The 18,550-nt window shown below is 50.1% G+C and carries 18 protein-coding genes; 15 read left to right on the top strand and 3 right to left on the bottom strand.

The genetic code is table 11. From position 1 onward, the window contains the following. The 6 genes from J4G02_10480 to J4G02_10455 form a co-directional block, all read left to right on the top strand. A partial coding sequence (locus tag J4G02_10480) for a hypothetical protein (protein MCE2395000.1) occupies positions 1–584 on the top strand: 584 nt, incomplete at its 5' end. A 2-nt stretch (positions 585–586) separates the two neighbouring features. After that, positions 587–2,422, top strand: coding sequence for an Ig-like domain repeat protein (locus tag J4G02_10475; GenBank protein MCE2394999.1), 1,836 nt, complete (start codon positions 587–589; stop codon positions 2,420–2,422). 84 nt (positions 2,423–2,506) lie between these two features. Continuing rightward, the gene (locus J4G02_10470; protein ID MCE2394998.1) at positions 2,507–3,478 is read left to right on the top strand and encodes a PorV/PorQ family protein; all 972 of its coding nucleotides are present in this window, start codon (positions 2,507–2,509) and stop codon (positions 3,476–3,478) included. A 62-nt stretch (positions 3,479–3,540) separates the two neighbouring features. Further along, complete coding sequence (locus J4G02_10465) at positions 3,541–4,575, top strand: hypothetical protein (protein MCE2394997.1); 1,035 nt, start codon at positions 3,541–3,543, stop codon at positions 4,573–4,575. Positions 4,576–4,692: 117 nt separating this feature from the next. After that, positions 4,693–5,586 (top strand): RimK family alpha-L-glutamate ligase, encoded by an 894-nt coding sequence (locus tag J4G02_10460; GenBank protein ID MCE2394996.1) that lies wholly within the window; start codon positions 4,693–4,695, stop codon positions 5,584–5,586. Between the two features lie 48 nt (positions 5,587–5,634). Continuing rightward, entirely contained in the window at positions 5,635–6,492 is an 858-nt protein-coding gene (locus tag J4G02_10455) for an amidohydrolase (GenBank protein MCE2394995.1), read from the top strand. Positions 6,493–6,497: 5 nt separating this feature from the next. On the opposite strand, the gene J4G02_10450 is transcribed toward J4G02_10455, so the two are convergent. Continuing rightward, positions 6,498–7,901 (bottom strand): sulfatase-like hydrolase/transferase, encoded by a 1,404-nt coding sequence (locus tag J4G02_10450; GenBank protein MCE2394994.1) that lies wholly within the window; start codon positions 7,899–7,901, stop codon positions 6,498–6,500. A 614-nt stretch (positions 7,902–8,515) separates the two neighbouring features. Here J4G02_10450 and J4G02_10445 point away from each other — a divergent pair. From J4G02_10445 to J4G02_10405, 9 genes are all read left to right on the top strand, one after another. Beyond that, entirely contained in the window at positions 8,516–9,028 is a 513-nt protein-coding gene (locus tag J4G02_10445; protein ID MCE2394993.1) for an STAS domain-containing protein, read from the top strand. Positions 9,029–9,106: 78 nt separating this feature from the next. Next, positions 9,107–9,733, top strand: coding sequence for a uridine kinase (udk, locus tag J4G02_10440; protein MCE2394992.1), 627 nt, complete (start codon positions 9,107–9,109; stop codon positions 9,731–9,733). Positions 9,734–9,848: 115 nt separating this feature from the next. Next, positions 9,849–10,724 carry a phytanoyl-CoA dioxygenase family protein gene (locus J4G02_10435; GenBank protein MCE2394991.1) on the top strand — a complete coding sequence of 292 codons (876 nt, stop codon included), beginning with the start codon at positions 9,849–9,851 and terminating at the stop codon, positions 10,722–10,724. 57 nt (positions 10,725–10,781) lie between these two features. Next, a complete protein-coding gene (locus J4G02_10430) occupies positions 10,782–11,642 on the top strand; it encodes a phytanoyl-CoA dioxygenase family protein (GenBank protein ID MCE2394990.1) in 861 nt (286 codons plus the stop codon). A gap of 194 nt (positions 11,643–11,836) precedes the next feature. Continuing rightward, positions 11,837–12,028: a hypothetical protein gene (locus J4G02_10425; GenBank protein MCE2394989.1), complete on the top strand. Its 192-nt coding sequence runs from the start codon at positions 11,837–11,839 to the stop codon at positions 12,026–12,028. 58 nt (positions 12,029–12,086) lie between these two features. Then, positions 12,087–12,695 (top strand): septum formation inhibitor Maf, encoded by a 609-nt coding sequence (gene maf, locus J4G02_10420; protein ID MCE2394988.1) that lies wholly within the window; start codon positions 12,087–12,089, stop codon positions 12,693–12,695. Positions 12,696–12,827: 132 nt separating this feature from the next. Continuing rightward, positions 12,828–13,517, top strand: coding sequence for a tRNA (adenosine(37)-N6)-threonylcarbamoyltransferase complex dimerization subunit type 1 TsaB (gene tsaB / locus J4G02_10415; GenBank protein MCE2394987.1), 690 nt, complete (start codon positions 12,828–12,830; stop codon positions 13,515–13,517). A 96-nt stretch (positions 13,518–13,613) separates the two neighbouring features. After that, positions 13,614–14,579: a 2-hydroxyacid dehydrogenase gene (locus J4G02_10410; GenBank protein MCE2394986.1), complete on the top strand. Its 966-nt coding sequence runs from the start codon at positions 13,614–13,616 to the stop codon at positions 14,577–14,579. Positions 14,580–14,684: 105 nt separating this feature from the next. Then, a complete protein-coding gene (locus tag J4G02_10405) occupies positions 14,685–16,076 on the top strand; it encodes a M28 family peptidase (protein ID MCE2394985.1) in 1,392 nt (463 codons plus the stop codon). An 85-nt stretch (positions 16,077–16,161) separates the two neighbouring features. On the opposite strand, the gene J4G02_10400 is transcribed toward J4G02_10405, so the two are convergent. Together J4G02_10400 and J4G02_10395 are read right to left on the bottom strand one after the other, a co-directional pair. Next, entirely contained in the window at positions 16,162–18,066 is a 1,905-nt protein-coding gene (locus J4G02_10400; GenBank protein MCE2394984.1) for a hypothetical protein, read from the bottom strand. Between the two features lie 151 nt (positions 18,067–18,217). After that, positions 18,218–18,550 (bottom strand): phytanoyl-CoA dioxygenase family protein (locus tag J4G02_10395; GenBank protein MCE2394983.1); only part of this gene is annotated, 333 nt, incomplete at its 5' end.

Raw genomic sequence — 18,550 nt, 5'->3', positions numbered from 1 at the left:
CAGCGGATGGCATTTATACTGTGACCATTACCCCTGTCAATAGTGGTGGCAGATTGGGAATACCTGCTCGGTATCAATTTACGTTTGATACACAAGAGCCTGAAGTGACTTCAGTAACACCAATCGACCTGACGCAGCCATTGTCCTACATCGGTCGGCAACTTATCCAAATCGCTGCTCAGGTTGAGGATGTAGGACCGGCCGGTTTGGAGGTTGAAGACCAACGCCTTCAACTGCATGATGCCGGGGGTAATGTCATACCAGCAGTTCAATCCGACGATGGGGAATCTCAAATCTTTCTGACGCTTTCGCAGCCGCTTACAGCCGATGGGAGCGACGATGGGATATACACCGTCACTCTAGATTTGATGGACAAGGCCGCTAACCTTAACCTGATTTCGCATCAACTCGTTTATGATACGCAAGCCCCAACACTTGTCAGCACAAACCCGACCGATGGCAGTCTTCGTAGTGATGATATAACGTCAATTACAGCGCGTTTGAACGACACCGGCGGTAGCGGCATTGATTTCGCTGAGTCAATGTTGACGTTATTAGATTCAACGATGGGAATCGAAAGCTAACATTGCAAACTAGCGGTCTTGTAGCGGATGGCAATTATACAATCCGTGTGGAGGCAATCGATCGTGCTGGCAACGGATCAAACACTCCGTTTAAGGTGTTCTTCACCTTTTCATCCGGCATGCCGGTTGTCGTTTCAACGGTTCCCAAAACCACGCCTGCAGAAGAAGCGTTCACAAACAAACCGTTCCGTCAGGTTTCGGTTGAGCTTCAATCAGAGAACGGAGGAGTGGATCGTTCTACGATTGCACTGCTTGCCCCCGATGGTACAGCAGTCCCAGGACAGCAAGTACGCCGGGGAAAATTGTTAATTTATCGACTCTTGCGGGACTTTGCTACCGATGGCTCTGACGATGGTACTTATACCATTGTGGTAGTGCCCATCAATAGTGCAGGGCGGCAGGGAGAACCACAGCAATTTACCTTTGCCTATGATACTGTTGCCCCTGAGGTGATTCCTGCCTCAATTCAACTGATCGTTGCAGAACCGGGAGTCAATAATTCGCTGGTTTCGGTCGGGGCGCTTATCACCGACGATGAACCAAGTTCCACGGTGGATTGGGATAACCTCGACCAATCATGGATTACCCTTAATGATGTCAGGCGGAGTCGCAAAATTGAGGGAACACTTGCTACCGATGAGGAACAGGCACTTTTGTTAAACTTGATTATGCCACTCGCTAGCGACGGAAGTCAAGACGGTGTATATCTGTTAACAATTGCCCCGAAGGACCGGGCGGGCAACGTCACTGAGACCGTTAGCTACTCCTTCTTCTACGACACACGTCCGCCGATGATTGATACTAGCTCGTTGTTCATTGAGGGACAGCCGTTACTTACTGATGCAAATGATCCGTATTACCCGTCAGCGACCAGCAAGAGTGGTAGTATCGTCATTGATGCAAAGTTCTCCGATGTCAATCCGGATGGTAGTTACGGTCTTGGTCCCGATCTGGTCAATTCATCAATTACCGTCCGTTCTCCTTCTGGAGAGGTTATCACTGGAATCACGACACAGAACGGCACCGACAGCATCCGCTTCAAATCTGGACCACTCAATGAACAAGGGCATTATCAGGTGACCATCACCAGTGTCGGTCTGGACGCTGCAAATCTGGGCTTCCAGCCAACCGATTCGGTCACGACACAGTTCCTTTTTGAAACAACAAAGCCGATCGTTGAACTTACTGATTTAGTTGGAGAAACAACCTTTGAGGATGAGCCGTTGCCATTTCAAGGTACTGCGCGTGATCCGTCAGAGAACGATATTCCTGCATCTGAAGTCGCACTGGTTGAGGTGGTCGGTACTGGTCCCGATGGGCTACCAATCGACCCAGTGGCTGCAAAAGATGACAGTGAGGAAGAGGAAGATCCGTGGAGTCGTTGGTCAATTGATTTTCTACCTTCTCAGTCTGGTGAGTACAATCTAGATGTTCGCGTCACTGATCGCGCCGGTAATGCTGGTATTTATGATGCCGTGACTGTCAATTTCTCAGTGTCACTTATCTTCAAAGGGCCAACATATGTCTGGCCCAACCCGCTGAGTCTCTCAAGACGTTCCAACGGTGAAGTTGCACACTTCTCCTTTGAAGTCAACGTTCCCGGTGGGGAAGGCGCGCGGATTGTCCTAAGTATTTACGACTTTGCAGGCGACTTGGTGTACGAAAAGGAATATAGCGATCTGGGCATTGGTAGGAGCGACAATGAAGTAAGGTGGGATCTCACCAATCAGTCCGGCACTGATGTTGCCCGTGGAATCTATATTTTCCGCTTGGAAGCTGAGGATGTGGTGACGAGTAACTACACCAATGCGGTCGGGAAGATTGTTGTGGTGGAGTAGGCGTGAGCACCCTTTTCGAAAATAGATCAAAAATCATGTGTTCGTTTATGAGCCAATGAACAAATTAAAAAATTGGAGAAACAGATGCCCCTGAAACAGGATTTGAAGTTATTCTGCATTGTATTTTTTGCAATCATTGTTTTCCCCGCCTTTGCTGCAGATATTCACGAGGACGCTGGCACGGTGGGTGCTGCATTCCTGAAAATTGAGGCTGGTAGCCGCCCTGCTGGGATGGGAGGCGCGTTCGCAGGCTTGGCTAACGATGTCAATACGATATACTGGAATCCCGCTGGATTGACTGCGGTGGGACAACGCCAATTTACTGCAATGCAGAATTTCTCGATCGCAGATATTAGTAACCAATTCCTCGGTTATGCGCAAAAATTCAGCGACAGAGGCACTTGGGGGGCGAGTTTCCTCGGTGCGTTTACAGAGATCGAACGCCGTCGTAGAGCAACCGAGGAACCTGACAGCACTGCCACGGTCGGCGGTTTTGCTGCGGGATTGTCCCTCGCATATCTTTTATCCCCACAGTTGTCGGTTGGAGCAACAGCGAAAACAATTTCTCAGCAACTTGACGTTGAAGACTCAATTGGTGCTGCTGCCGATGTCGGAATGCTTTTGCGAATCGCGGACAATCGGCTTGGCGTAGGAATCGCAGCACAAAACCTAGGTGTTCTGGATACGGGAGAAAATCTGCCGATGAATGTGCGAGGTGGACTCGCTTACCACGTTCGCACTCAGCCTAACCCTGACAGTGGGAGGCAGCCGCAAGACATTTTTGCATTGGCCGCCGATGTCAACTACCCAATCGTTGCTGGGTATCCAACTTTCCATTTGGGTGCGGAGAATTGGTTCTATAATATGCTTGCCCTTCGCGTTGGATATAGTTTCAGCCAAGGAGAGAACCCTAAAAATGGGTTGACCGCTGGGTTCGGGCTGCGCCGACTAGGGGAAGCGTCTATGCAAAACGTCAACTTCCAATTTGACTATGCCTTCGTTCCAGACCAAGCTGTTGGCAATGCTCACCGAGTTTCTCTCCTCCTGCGATTCTGAGCGTCCATCAGGTTTGCTAGCTAGACAAACTTAGATGTGCTTGCCCAAACCGGAGCATTTCTATGAACATCATCTGCACAGGAATCAGTTGTTCAGGACGAAAAGAATTGATGGGAGAGTTTGAAGCACTCTGCTGCGATAAAGGGCTGCGGGTTGGCTTTTTCAACGTCGGCGATTTTATGCACAGTGCAGCTGCAGCCTCCGGAATTCAATTCACAGACAAGGTGCTCGACTCTGATCCCGCTGTCCTGTCGTTGGCACGCCGATCGGCTTTCTATGAGATTGCCAACGCTGCGCACGGCTATGACCACACCTTTGTCGGTCTGCACGCTTGCTTCCGCTGGAATGGAAAACTGGTTGAAGGCGTCTCGTTCCGAGATATGGAGGGTTTTCCGGCTGATGTATTCATCAATGTCGTAGACAATCTTGCCGACATCACTCAACGGATGGAGGACAATCCGCAATGGGCAGGCATGAGACGCGATGGAATTAATGTCTGGCTCGACGAAGAAGAATTTCTGACTAAACAATTTGCTAATCTCAAAGGAAAAAATCACTATACCGTTGCCCGATGGCATAATCTAGAAAACTTCTACGATCTGCTCTTTTCAAAAAAGAAGAAGTTTTACTTGAGTTATCCGATCACACTTATCCGCCAAGAGGCACCGGATCAGATTGAAAACATCCGCAGGTTTGGTTCAAAGATGCGGAAGGACTTTATCATATTTGATCCGCTCGACATTAAGGATATGGACCTGATTCATCCTGCGGAATCCGCTCAGGAGGAGGCAGCTGACAGTCGGATCACAACTGTCAGCGATATAGATCAGGATTTCAGTGTGCAGATTAAGACACGCACCATCTCCAGAGATTATCAGTTCATTCACCAGAGTGATTTTGTTGTTGTTATCTATCCAACGGATAAACTCTCCCCCGGTGTCTTGAGTGAGATGAACTTTGCCTCGCGCTATAACAAACCAGTTTATGCCGTATACTCCCATGCACGTAGCCCCTTTTTCGAGCATTTGTGCGAACGGATCTTCGACACCATTGAGGAACTCGAAGTTTTTTTGGAGGATCAGCAAGTGAGGATTTAGCGGATAGTCTTCGGTTCCCTTTGTCCGTTGGGATATTACAGAACTCAGAGTTCGCGATTCCATAGGTTCCGGTCGAAATCTCGACGCAACGGAATCAGGATTTCAATCTATACCAGAATGAAAATTGGCATCATCTCCCTCGGTACACAAAACCACGCCACCCGACGATTGGTTGAAGCCTCCCTCGCAGCCGGGCACACACCAAAAGTTCTTAACCCATTTGGATTTTATCTGCATATCGGCGGTTCAGGGGAACGTATTTACTACGAAGAAACCCACGCCACGGATTTCGATGTTGTGCTCCCACGACTAAGTGCGTCAACAGCGCAATACGGTGAGGAGGTAGTGGCGCATTTTGAATGGAATGAGACGCCAGTAGTCAATCGATCTTACGCGATTGCAAACGCCCGAAATAAATTCCGTGCCCTCCGCATCCTGGCCCAGCACGGTCTACCTGTCCCGCCTAGTTTTGCTGCAGGTTCAGCCCGTTACGTGGATAGATCTGTGCATCAAACCGGCGAATACCCCTTCATAATGAAACCCTTTTCAGGGACTCACGGCAACGCAATCTTACTGCTCGATACACCGGTGTCGCTGCGGTCAGCGATTGGTGCAATGTGCGATCTCCACCAAGACTATGTCGTCCAGCCTTTTATCGGAGAGTCGGCGGGGAATGATGTGCGAGTGATTGTCGTTGGTGGAAAGGTTGTTGCTGCCATGAAAAGGACAGCACAGGAAGGTGAGTTTCGATCGAACATCCACCGCGGCGGACAAGGACATCCTATTGAGCTTCAAAGCGAATATATTGACACCGCAATCCGGGCTACGGAAGCGATGGAGTTGAATATTGCGGGGGTAGATCTGTTGGAGACGCTAGCAGGTCCAATGGTGTTGGAGGTCAACCCATCACCGGGGTTTGAAGAAATCGAAACGGTTACAGGAATCAAAGTCGCAGAAGCGATGATTGCGTTTGCTGTCGAGTATTCTCAAGCTACGAGAAAAACGAACTGATTCTTATGTGTTGACGAACCAATGAACCAGAAAAAGGTTAGAATACCTATGATTATTGACTGCCATACCCATCTCTGGCGATATCCAGGGGAACTTACCGAGGAGGTCGCTCGTGAAACCTTCATCATGCGTCGGCAAGAGGTCGACTTAGACATCACACCGGAGATGCACGCCGCAGCTGTGGCGAAAGTAGACCGTGCGATTGTGTTTGGGTTGCGTGCGCCACTCACCGGGTTCCTTACGGTCAACGATACTGTTGCCGAATACATTCGCACGGATCCGAAGAAACTGATCGGCTTTGCTGCAATCTGCCCGACTGAAGACAACGCGCTTGCAGAGGTAGACCGTGCCGTCCAGGAGTTGGGGCTTCGTGGACTGAAGATGAGTCCGATCTATGGTGGCTGGGATCCGTTAGATCCACGCGCCCTGAAAATCTTCGCGCGAGCGGAAGAACTCAGACTGCCAATCATGCTCCATCAAGGCACAACCTATCCTCGGAAGGCACCGCTGAAGTACGCCAATCCGGTTCTGCTCGAAGATATCGCACTGCGCTTCCCCGATTTGAAGATGATCATTGCCCACATGGGACATCCTTGGGAAGCCGAAGCCATTGTCCTGATCCGTAAGCAACCCAATGTCTTCGCCGATATCTCTGCCCTGTTCTACCGTCCTTGGCAATACTACAATTCGTTGCGGTTGGCGGTCGAATACGATGTTGCTGACAAACTATTTTTTGGCACCGATTATCCTATAACCACTTTCGATGAATCCGTCAAGGGGCTGCACGATATTGTTAAACTCTCCCAAGAGATGCGGCTGCCTCCGTTGCCGGGAGATCTACCCGATCAAATCTTACATCGTGATACGCTGGGGCTTCTGGGGCTTGAGGATCCCGCCTCCCTCTAGACCCGCTAAAATCTACGCCATTCCCCTTCGGTAGCTGCATTAATGAGCTGCCGCTCTTTCTGGCTGCGTCGTACGCGTTGTTCTAAATCAACCGGATCCCAGTGAGATAGTAGTTGCGCTTGAAAGGCCTCGACGATTGACTGATATGCGGTATCTCCAGCAAGATCATGAAATTCATTTGGATCGGTCTGAACATCGTAGAGTTGCGGCGCATCGCCTAAACTGTAGATGAGTTTGTATCTACCCCGCCGGAGCATCGCGACCGGGCGTGCCACACCGTGTGCCAAGTATTCGGAAAAGGCTTCATCCTTCCAGCCTTCCCTCTCTCCCCGCATTAGCGGCAGCAGGCTATTACCATCCAGAGGGGTGATAGGCGTCGCACCCGCGATCTCAACGGCGGTGGCGATAAGGTCTACCAGCGATACAACCTCAGCGACCCGACTGCCGGCGGGAAGATGTCCGGGCCAAACAATTTGAAGCGGGACACGCGCGGAGGCTTCATAGAAGTTAGATTTTCGCCACATGCCATGCTCTCCATTCATTTCGCCGTGATCACTTGTATATACAATCACGGTATTATCCAACTGTCCGGTTTCTTCGAGGGTTGCGATGAGGCGACCAATCTTTTCGTCGAGATACGTAATGAGACCGTAGTAGCCTGCACGTCCCCGTCGCACCAGTTCTTCGGGGAAGTCGACGCAACCGAACATGCTCCGCATCCGCTTGAAGACTGGGTGCTGGTTTTCCAAATGTCCTTCCGGAATCTCAGGGAGGTCAATTTCATCCAGAGGATACATATCCCAGAATTGTTGTGGCACAACGAGCGGGAAGTGGGGCGCGATGAAAGAGACATTGAGTGCCCAAGGCTGATCTTTGCGCGCCGGATCGCGCAGGTAAGCCAACGCCTGCTCCTCTGCCAAATCATCTACTTCGATTTCCGTAGTAGTGCCGGGACCTGCCTCCTCAAGACAGGACCAGGGGCGGGCTGCAGCGGGTGTGCCGTTTTCCCAATCAATGACACCATGATCGTTCTCAGCGTGAAGATCACGAGCAAGTTGGGCACGGAACCCGTGAAGTTGGTCTAGCCCCTCAAAGTGCTGTTTCCCGGAGAGAACGGCATCGTAACCGACTCCACGCAACAGATGTGCCCAAGTAACGGTGTCAGAAGGAAGGGGCGTTGCATTGTCCCAAGCACCGATGTGGTGAATATAGCGACCTGTCATGAAGGACATCCGTGAAGGCATGCAGAGGGGAGAGTTACAGTAGGCGTTGGTAAATGTGACACCGTCGGCAGCGAGACGGTCCATATGCGGGGTCTTAACCAAGGGATGCCCATACGTTCCACTGTACATCGGGGCATGTTCGTCGGACATGATAAAAAGAATATTGGGCAAATCTCGGGCGCTCATCAAATCTTCGGGATGGAGACCCCACGCTTTAGTGTGGGGGAGGAAATCCCGCCTCCTTTTTTAGTTTTTTGTTTTTGGTATATTTGTGATAGAATATTGCTTGTAACTCGACGACTTCAGTTAAACGCTCGTTTAACGCTGCCCTCTCACTTCGATGTGAAGGCGGTTTGTCTGAGGTGTCGCCCGGAAGGTGAACCTGTGATAGCACCGCTACATGGTGAATCCTTCTAAACGGTTGCTGCGACTGTTCGGTGGCGGGCGTGTAAAGTTACGAGCCAGAACCGAGAAACCGCGCTATCTTCTAGGACTTTCATAGCACCAAGATAGCGTCGCGGGTAAGTTCTCTTGCCCAAGCGTAAGTCCCGTTGGACAGGCTACAAGGCCCGTCCTTGAGGGCGGGGTAGCTGACGAAAGCCCTCCTTTACAATTTGAATCAGGACTGAACACATAGACTCCTAACTGCTATAGTGCCAACATTGTAACACGGTTTAATTAGGAGGACAACGGGATTTTTGACCTATCTGAGCAAACCAAGGTAAAATAGAAGTGCTCGGTCTTCGCCCATTGATGGGTTGGAACGAGACAGTTTTTTTAATACGAGAAAGGAATCTCTCATGGCAACAAGATCAATCACGATTCGCGAATACCTTCCACCAGAGCACGACTTGGATTTATCAGCTGAAGCGCCTGATGACATCGCCTCTTACAAAGTGATGGGGTTGGCTGATCCTTTGTCAAGTGCAGAGGTACAAATCGCAGTTGATACGTGGCGTCAAATTCAGCGTCAAAAGGCGACGGTTCAAATCATTGATATTGACACTGACCTCATCGCACTTTCATCCGTTGAGTTGCGCCAAATACTGGAACAGCTTATCAGTCAAAATACGATGAAAGTCATTGTGAATCTCAGCAGAACGCGTCGAATTGATAGTTCAGGGTTGGGCATATTGGTCAGCAAATCAAATGAATTAAGACAGCGTGGTGGTGACCTCAAAGTTTATGGACTATCGGACACGCTAACACGCATTTTCGAGCAGTTGGGGGCAGCAAATCTTGAGAAGTTTATCTACCAAAACGAAAGGGATGCACTTGCAGACTTTGAGTTAAACCGAGAGACAGGCGTATAACTTTGTTTCGATGGTCATGCTGTTTCTCACCATTGCTTACGAAGCGTATGCAACCTTGTAGGTGTTGACGATGGCTCTATGGATACCTCAATCGGGTTGATACCCACCTTCATTGGATTTTCAGGGGGAAGTGGATCTGGAAAAACAACGCTCGCCGCAGTGATTCATGAACGACTGGGCAATCATAGATCTGCCGTGTTGAGCCTAGACGCCTATTACAAAGATCTCAGTTATCTGCCCCTTGAAGAGCGGGCAGCGGTAAATTTTGATCGCCCTGACGCGTTGGATGTCCAATTATTAACCGAACAGATACGCCAACTTAGATGTGGGCACGCTGTTGAGGTCCCACGCTACGACTTCACGACACATACGCGCCGCCCTGAAACCCTTACGCTTCAACCTAAGGCAGTTGTGCTGGTCGAAGGAATTCTGCTGCTTGCACTTGAATCCATTCGGTCACTGCTTGATCTGAAAGTGTTCGTTGATGCGCCTGCCGATATCCGTTTCATCCGTCGAATGCTCCGCGACATCCAAGAACGTGGGCGCACAGTCGATTCGTGCATTCAGCAGTATTACGTGACGACTCGCCCAATGCACTTCGCTTGGGTTGAGCCGAGCAAGGTGTTTGCAGATATGGTTGTTTCGAGTGAAGAGGAGATTGAAACCCTTGCAACACTTCTCATTGAGCGTATCGAGAATTTGTAAGTGTTCCGACTTCCGTTTGCCAACCAATGCAACGTCTCAGCGTTTATTTGGCAGCGGTTTCTGTTCCCAATGATTTGGTATTTCACTTATATCCAGAGATTTAGGAGAAAAGTCCATGGACAGCAATAAATGTGTCATGTCCGACGAAGAAAAGTACTATTTTGATCTCACAGGCTATCTTGTCGTTCGCGGTGCGTTGACGCCAGAAGATGTTGACAAATGTAATGCAGCTATTGATCACTACGCCGACAAGATTCGTGCCCGTTCAATTGATGACGGTGGTTTGGCTCGCGGATCATCAACGCTTCAGGGACAAACAGGACGATTGGAACTGACGGGGATGCTGGGTTGGGAGAAACCCTATCGAGAACCGTTTCGGGAACTCCTAGTTCATCCAGTCGTCGTCTCTCGGCTAAATGGGATGTGTGGAAAGGGATTCCGTCTTGACCATGGACCGTTAATGATTGCGGCAACAGCTGGGACGGAAGGACATCAATTGCATGGAGCAGGAGAACCTTTCGCCCCTGCAGTTTGGTATCATCAGCAGAACGGGACTATCTACTGTCGAGGCGTCACTGTCGCGTGGCAACTTACCGATGTCAATGAAGGTGATGGCGGATTTGCGGTTGTTCCCGGCAGCCACAAAGCCTGCGAACCTATACCCGAAGGCGTTCGGTCTGTGGAAGACGACATGGGGTTGACCGTTCAGCCGGTCATGAAGGCAGGAGATGTCCTCTTCTTTGCAGAGACTGCCACTCATGGTACACTTCCCTGGAAGGGTAAGGGGGAACGGCGTTCCATCCTTTTCAAATACGCTTCCCGCGGTGTCGCCCGCGCGGTGGGACGATTCTTTACACCTGAAGCACGCTTCGGCGAGTGGACGAAATCCCTCTCGCCTGAACAACATGCTGTACTTTACGGTCCAGGTGTTCACACGGGAGGTCTGCCCACTCTTAAATCCGATGGAAAGAAAACTTGGGTTGCGGAGTAACACCGAGCCAACATTAACTGTCGTACCGATACAGCTTGCGAAATGGAGATATGCAGAATGGACAAACGTGAACGCTACTTCTGGGATCTTACTGGATACCTTGTCCTCAAGGACGTGCTAACTGCCAATGAAATCGCAGCAGCTAATGAGGCTATCGACTACTATGCTGACCAAATTTATGTTGGTCAACCCAACGAGGGGGCTCAAGATTCTCAAACCTTGCGAGGCTCCGCACAACGTGTCCTGCACGGTCTACTAGAACTCGAGGAGCCATATTGTGAACCTTTCCGCAAGATGCTGGTACATCCGCAAATCATCATGCGTCTCAATGTGATGTGTGGGACGGGATTCCGATTCGATCACGGACCTTGGGTGACCGACAGCGTGACAGGCACTGAAGGACTGGTCATGCACGGACAAGGAGAACCACATAGACCCTACGTCGCTTATCATCACCAGAACAACAAAATGCACTGTGGTGGAGTGACTGTGACTTGGCAACTGTCTGATATCAACGCAGGCGAAGGTGGGTTCGCCTGTGTACCCGGCAGCCACAAATCTAGATTTCCCATGCCTCACGGTGTGCGAACCTGTGATGACGATATGGGTGTGGTTCTTCAACCGGAGATGAAAGCGGGAGACGTGATTTTCTTCATGGACGGTGCTCAAGCCCACGGCACCCTCGCTTGGCGTGGTGAACATCACCGGCGATCGGTGCTCTTCAAATATGCTGATCGGACCTCCGTGCGTACAGGTGTTGCAAAGGAAATCGCGCCTCCAGAAATCTATTGGGGAGAGGAACTTGTTGAGGGCATGACAGAGGCGCAGCGTGCCGTTATGTACGGACCTTGTTCATCGCTTGGTACCACCAAGCTAACGGTGGACGGTGATGGCACGGTTCGCGTCGAAAATGACTAGACGTTGCGAAATAGAATTTTGTGCATTTGTGACAGAAAAAGGAGGGATAGAGCCCAATATAACTGTTTTTGAAACGATTTTCTCCGGTTAAGCGTTTTGTTCTATTGAGAACTTCTTGTGCACTCGTTAGTGCCAATCGTGTTAAAGGCTGACAAAAGCTGATTAAACACCAATTTAACGCCAGGAGAGAACAAATGTCTCTGACACGAGCAATAATATCTTGCTACGGCGCAATCAACCCATTAGTGGGGCTTTCGTCAACAGCCCTTCGTCTATATGGGGCGCTAGAGGTGTTTAGAGATACCTACCAATCCCCAATGAAGGATGGATGGTTCCGGGCACCAGCTTATCCAAGTGGGAAATTGAGAAGGGATTCACAGAACTGATAGATGCCGGATTGCTACAGATACGGACTGAACGCAACACTCGGTGGTTTCAACTTAAATGATTGAAAGCCCCCAATTGGACAACACCCTCCCCAATATCATTCTCGCCTCAAAATCGCCACGTCGCGCAGATTTGCTCAAGCAGATTGGTCTTGAATTTGAAGTATACCCCAGTGAAATAGAAGAGCCACAAATCACAACATCTCCAGCAATTGCTGTCCAAGAACTTGCGCGTGCAAAGGCGAAAGCGGTTGCTGCCAAGTTCGGTGCAGGGATTGTTCTCGGCGCGGATACCGTTGTTGTCATTGATGGTCAACCAATCGGCAAACCGGAAAATGATGCACACGCCATTGAAATTTTAACGCGACTTAGCGGAAATCGGCATGAAGTGATTACAGGCGTTGCGTTAATTGATATCGAGCGGAAAAACGAAGTGGTATGGTCAGAAAAAACAGCAGTCTATTTTAGGAAGTTGCGTCAATCGGAGATCTTGGCGTATGTCCGCAGTGGCGAGTCGTCGGATAAGGCGGGTGCTTACGGGATACAAGGGCAAGCAGGGACTTTCGTTGAGGGAATCGAGGGATGTTATTTCAACGTGGTGGGCCTTCCATTAGCGAGTTTGACCGTGCAGCTTTGGCGGCTACTTGAGGACGATCCAAAACAGTAAAAAGAAAATTGACGGATGCTGTGCTATTTTTAGTCAAAGTCCTTGTGTTGGCAAGTGATGAGTGGAAAGGGCAATTCCAATCCTCAGAAAGAACTTAGCAGCCTGTATAATTCCGCGTTTTGATAGAGTTTGATGATGGATCCTAATGGCTCTCCGAGCATAAAAATTCTTGGTGTTGATACATCAACGCCCATCGGCAGCGTCGGTCTGATTGATGGAGCACGTTTTGTTGCTGAACATACACTCAGCATTGTGAAAGCCCATTCATCTAGATTGATGCCCGCTATAGACCAAATCTTAAAGTGGGGAGATTTAGCTGTCCACGACCTCGACGCATGTGCTGTTGGGATCGGTCCGGGTTCATTTACGGGCATCCGAATTGGAGTAGGCACAATCAAATCGCTCTGCTACGCCCTCAAGAAACCGATCATCGGTATCTCGACGCTGGAAGCAATCGCATACAATCTCCGCTACACAGACAAACTAATCTGCCCAATCCTCGACGCACGAAAAGATGAAGTATACGGTGCAGTCTTTCGTGGAGGGCAAAATCTCCTGCGAAAGTCTGACGACCTTTGTGTGCCGATTGAGTCGCTATTGAGTCAGATTGATGACGATGTGATTTTTGTCGGTGATGGCCTGCGGCGATACGCACCCGTTGTTCAGGCGCAATTTGGCGAAGATGTGCCTCTCGCTGATCCGATTTTTAACGTGCCGCGCGGCGTGAGTATCGCACGAATCGGCTACGACCGATTGCTCGATGGACAATCTGGCGATTACTTCTCACTGACGCCTAACTATGTTCGCGACAGCGTTACGTAGATCGTGCTGCGCGTTGTATGGCGCCACCTGAACTATACATTACTTTTCTTGATTTCCTATCGCACTCAAAGCGTTATTGTCGTCCATTAACTGAATATGCCCCAAGTTAGATTCTTTACTTTTCTATCTCCAGAAATAACACCCCTGCTTACCCAATATGCCCCACCGGGTTTTGAGGTCAGCGTACACACAAGCGATCTGCCAGATGAGGAGAAAATCCCCCTTGTACAGGATGCGGATTTTCTGATTCTTTTCCCCGGCCAAATCTCAGAACGGGTACTCCGCTCCGCTCCTCGCCTCAAACTAATTCAGTTAGTCGCCGCGGGCTACGATAGCATGGAGGTGAGCCTATGCCAAGAACTTGGCATTCCTGTCGCCAACAATGGGGGCGCGAATTCCATTGATGTCGCGGAGCATACTATCGGCCTCATACTAGGCTTTTATCGCCGTCTGATAGAGTTAGATCGAAATGTTCGGGGGGACCGATGGCGTGATATTGATACGGGATCTTCAACATACACCATCAACGGCAAGACAGTCGGAATTGTAGGGCTTGGAAATATCGGAAAGCGTGTCGCTCATTTGTTGCGTGCCTTTGGAGCGCGCCTTCTCTACTATGATCAGTATCCACCTGCTCAGAACATAGAGTCGGAACTTGGCGTAACTCGCATGTCATTGGAGGACCTGCTTCGGGAGTCAGATATTGTGACGGTGCATCTGCCGCTTACACCCGAAACCCGTGGCATTATTGGCAAACATGAACTTTCTCTGCTGAAGCCCACAGCCATACTCGTCAATACTTGTCGAGGTCCCATTGTGGACGAAGTTGCCTTGACGGAAGTACTGAGTGAACGGTGCATCCTCGGAGCTGCCCTTGATGTCTTGGAGCAAGAACCACCGTCCCCGGGCAATCCCCTTCTCAAGTTGGACAATGTGCTGCTTACGCCGCATGTCGCGGGTGTAACCTACAATACGTGGACGCGAAGGGGTGAATTTGTGTTCCAGAATCTTCAGCGGGTATGGGAAGGAGAGCCGCCGCTAGCAGTCGTGCGGGAAGGCTAATGATGGCAAGCGAATCCTACGATGTTTTCCTAACACTATCAGAGCACCAGCAGCTATCAGTTGGGCTAGCATCTAAAAGACACAAATCCATCATCAGGAGTTGATATGAGTACAAAAAATCCATATTTGCAAATGGATCAGCAGATAGTTGGTGACATCTATACATCACGGGAGGTGATGGATAACCTCACCGTGTTATGCGATGACTTCGGATCACGGTTCGCAGGGACGCCAGACGAGCGCAGGGCTGCAGATTTCATCTGCGAGACTTTTGACCGTTACGGCCTCAAAGACGCTCGATTGGAGTCCTATTCCTACGCAGGATGGTCACGCGGACCGGCAACGTTGGAAATCGTCGAGCCGATCCAAAGGTCACTTCACTGCATCTCACTGCCCTACTGTCCTACTGGCGACACCACGGCAGAATTGATCTCTGCCGGTTATGGCAGTCCTGCCGAGTACGAGGACTTGGGTGATGAGACGCAAGGCAGAATCGTGATGGCGGGCAGCGCATCTCCCCCTGACTTGGGACGATGGGTGCATCGCAAGGAAAAATATGAACGCTCCGTCTTGGGCGGTGCCAACGCCTTTATTTTTATCAGCGAGAGCCCCGGCGTCGGGCCCGAAACAGGGAGTCTGCAAAATGACCAACCTGCCCCTATTCCGGGCATCTCAATATGCAAGGAGGATGGTGAATTTCTGGCGCGGTTGATGGAGCGGAAGGGCACAGTTAGACTACGTCTGAACACAACCGACGTCAACGAGCCCCGAACCTCGTGGAACGTCGTTGCCGATCTGCCGGGAAAGGAAAAACCCGATGAGATGGTAATTCTAGGTTGTCATTACGACGGTCATGACATCTCACAGGGAGCCGTGGATCCGGCGTCGGGTATGGTACTCGTCATCGAAGCCGCACGGGTGCTCGCCTCGTATGCCGGTGAACAACTCAAGCGAACGGTTCGATTCCTCGGCTTCGGCACCGAGGAGATTGGGTTAACCGGCGCATTTCGCTATGCGGATGCCCATGAGGGTGAACTAGATAGCGTCCGTTTCATGTATAATCTTGATGCAGCGGGCGGTTCGAGTCGAAAAGGTGTGGTGCTGCATCGTTGGCCAAACTTAGTACCGTTCTTCCAAGATGCCGCAAAAGAGCTTGCAGCTGACATCCCTGTCGGTCAGCATATGCATCCGTATTCCGATCACTTCCCCTTTGTCCTAAAAGGCGTTCCAACGGGGCACATGGGTGATCCCGACGCCCCGCCCTCGGGCAGAGGCTTCGGACACACGGCGTATGATACGCTGGACAAGGTGGAGTTGGAAAATCTGCGAAAAGGAAGTGCGGCGGCGGCACGACTGGCATTGCGAATCGCCAACGCTGATGACTTTCCTGCCCAACGCCGGAATGCTGAAGCCGTTCAGGCACTCATCGACACGGATCCGGGCTTGGAAGGATACCGTGTATCGCTGGAGTTGAGGAGGGAACCTCAACCATCGTAGAGAAAAAATTACCAGCAAAAATGGATTGCTCCGTGCTTTCCTGCTTCTGATTAGATTTTTTTGGGAATGAGGAATTACACACCTATCAGGGATGCCAAAAATTATATAGTTCGGGCCAATTGAGACAGAGACCAAGAATTGTCCAGATGCCAGTCACTGAAAATTCCCCTAGTATCAATCCGAGGAACAACGGAGCAAATTGCCTATATCGTATAATTCCCCCATATCGTAGAATAAACCACTTCAAGATCCAAGCCACCAGCAAACAGGTCCACAAAAAGCTCATCCCAAAACTTCCCCCCAGCGCATAGCCCATCGGATGGAGGGGCCACCAAACAAATCGTGCCCTCATGAACGCCAAAAAGGACGCGACCACAGCCCCTAACCCCATCAGAGCCATGTGAATATAATCCACTTCTGTCGGATTGCGTAACCAGTCTTGTAGGTAAAACCAGACCTCTGCTCCCCAGCGTGGATATGGCGTATTCTCAAGACCGTAGTGATAACTGAGGTGTAGTAGGAGCCAGAAAATTACTACGATTCCAAAAGCGCACGCTAACAGCATTGACCAGAAAGCTCGTTTGGGACTCATTCGACTTCTTGAGGCAATTTTAAACCCTTCCAATTGATGCGGCATGATGTGGCTCAGGTAGATACGACTAATATGCCAAAAGAACGGCATGGCGACAAGCGTCCGTTGCGACAAATTCGCAGTCCCGAACCCAGAGGTAATCATCTGAATCGGACCCCCAAAGTGGACATCGTGGAGTGGGAAGCCAAATTCAGCGCGAAGTCGAGTGATACATGTTGAGATGTAATAATAAAAAAGGACAAAGCCTATTGCCACGCCCATTGTCATGCCAGCCTTATAACAGAATAACATAAGAATGATCATCCCGCAGATCATTCCACACCATGCCGTTACATATGACATTGGGGCATCATCCATCTCTCTCTCTACATTTCCGATAACAGTTTGCTGTCGGACGCGCACCATGTGTCGCGCTGCTCGCCAAATCGCAATCGCTAAAACAGCACAATATGCCCCAACCGATTCTTGCACAATATAGACATGCCGACCATAGCCCGGATATGTGTGCCAACCCGCGAAAGCACCCACAACCCGCATCGCTTGCCAATAAAGATAGAAGAACCAACACGAAAACAGGACATCAAGCGGCATGAAGAAACTTAATCCAATAATCGAGGGGATAAATGAGACTCGCGTTGCCCAGAGCGCGTTCCACGGTTCCTCTGTAAAGATGTAGCCGATATGTCTAAATTGGACAAATGTTAATCCCGGGAAACTCGGATACAAAAAATGGAGTCCATTTACGATATTAATCCCCGCAGCAATAGCAAATCCAATCCACATCATTCGGCTATACCCACCCGACTGGACCAACGTCAGCGGAATCTCAGCGATCGGATAAGCGAGTTTCTCGTGTTCAATCCACTGCCTGCGGATGATAATATTAATGCACAGCATGACAAAAACGAGGACAAGGGTAAAAAATGACCACCAAAGCAGTGGAGGTAGCCACGCTGCCAAATGGCGTGCTGTATATAAGTTGGCTTCGCCGCGATAATACCCTATCAGAACGGACGGTTCGTTAACAATAAGCCATTGGGGAAGGTCTTTGTGGAACAGTTGTCGCCAGTCATTTTCTGGCGTTGCTCCCCAAAAGGGATAGGTGATGACGTGGGGTATGACTGTCAGCTGGGCGGTATAGGAGCAGAGTGATGACACCATGTTGACCATGATATAAATGGTCAATAGCTCCCTGTTGTCAAAGGCGAGTTTCGGCGTAAATCGGCGCAGCAGTCGATTCAATAAAAAGAGCATCCAGAGCGTAAAGACCGCATTAAAGAACAAAGAAAAAAACGTCGCGCCAAAAGCTCTCCGGAGGCTCTCCATCTGTATGAGCCAATAACAATTCATGACGATGAGCACACACCCAACCATCCATGTCCGTGCAATGGATTGCATTTTCACAGCCCTCGTATATTTACGTGAGTTTGATAAGGATGTTGACGGTGCTTGGTGTCATGTGGTTAGAAGCGGCAGATGCCACTACACCATGGCTCTAAGCCCTGAACCTTTCAAGGCTCGAATGCCTCAAGTCTTATTGCTTAACATTTCAGAGCGGTTTGCCCCGAAGCGCTTCGCGGCACTGGGTGACGCCGTTGCCTGTAACATTATAGGCGAAGGTATTCATTCGTCGAGCTTGGGTTGACGTGTTGGCAGCGGAACCGTGAATGATTAGTGCGTTAAAAAAAACGCCAGCCCCTGGCGCCATCTCTACTGGGACAGCATCATCACGTTCATGGTAGTGTCCCGGCAGAAATAGGCGAAACTTCTCCTGTCCCCGTTCGTGTTCCTGTAGCCCCCATTTATGGCTGCCAGGGACGAATTGGATGCATCCATTCTCCTGTGTTGTTGCGTCAATTGCGAGTTGGCAGTTTACCATCAG

Source organism: Candidatus Poribacteria bacterium (assembly GCA_021295755.1).
Classification (GTDB): Bacteria; Poribacteria; WGA-4E; order WGA-4E; family PCPOR2b; genus PCPOR2b.
Note: the sequence above shows the minus strand (reverse complement) of the source record. Positions and strands in the feature narration are given on the sequence as shown.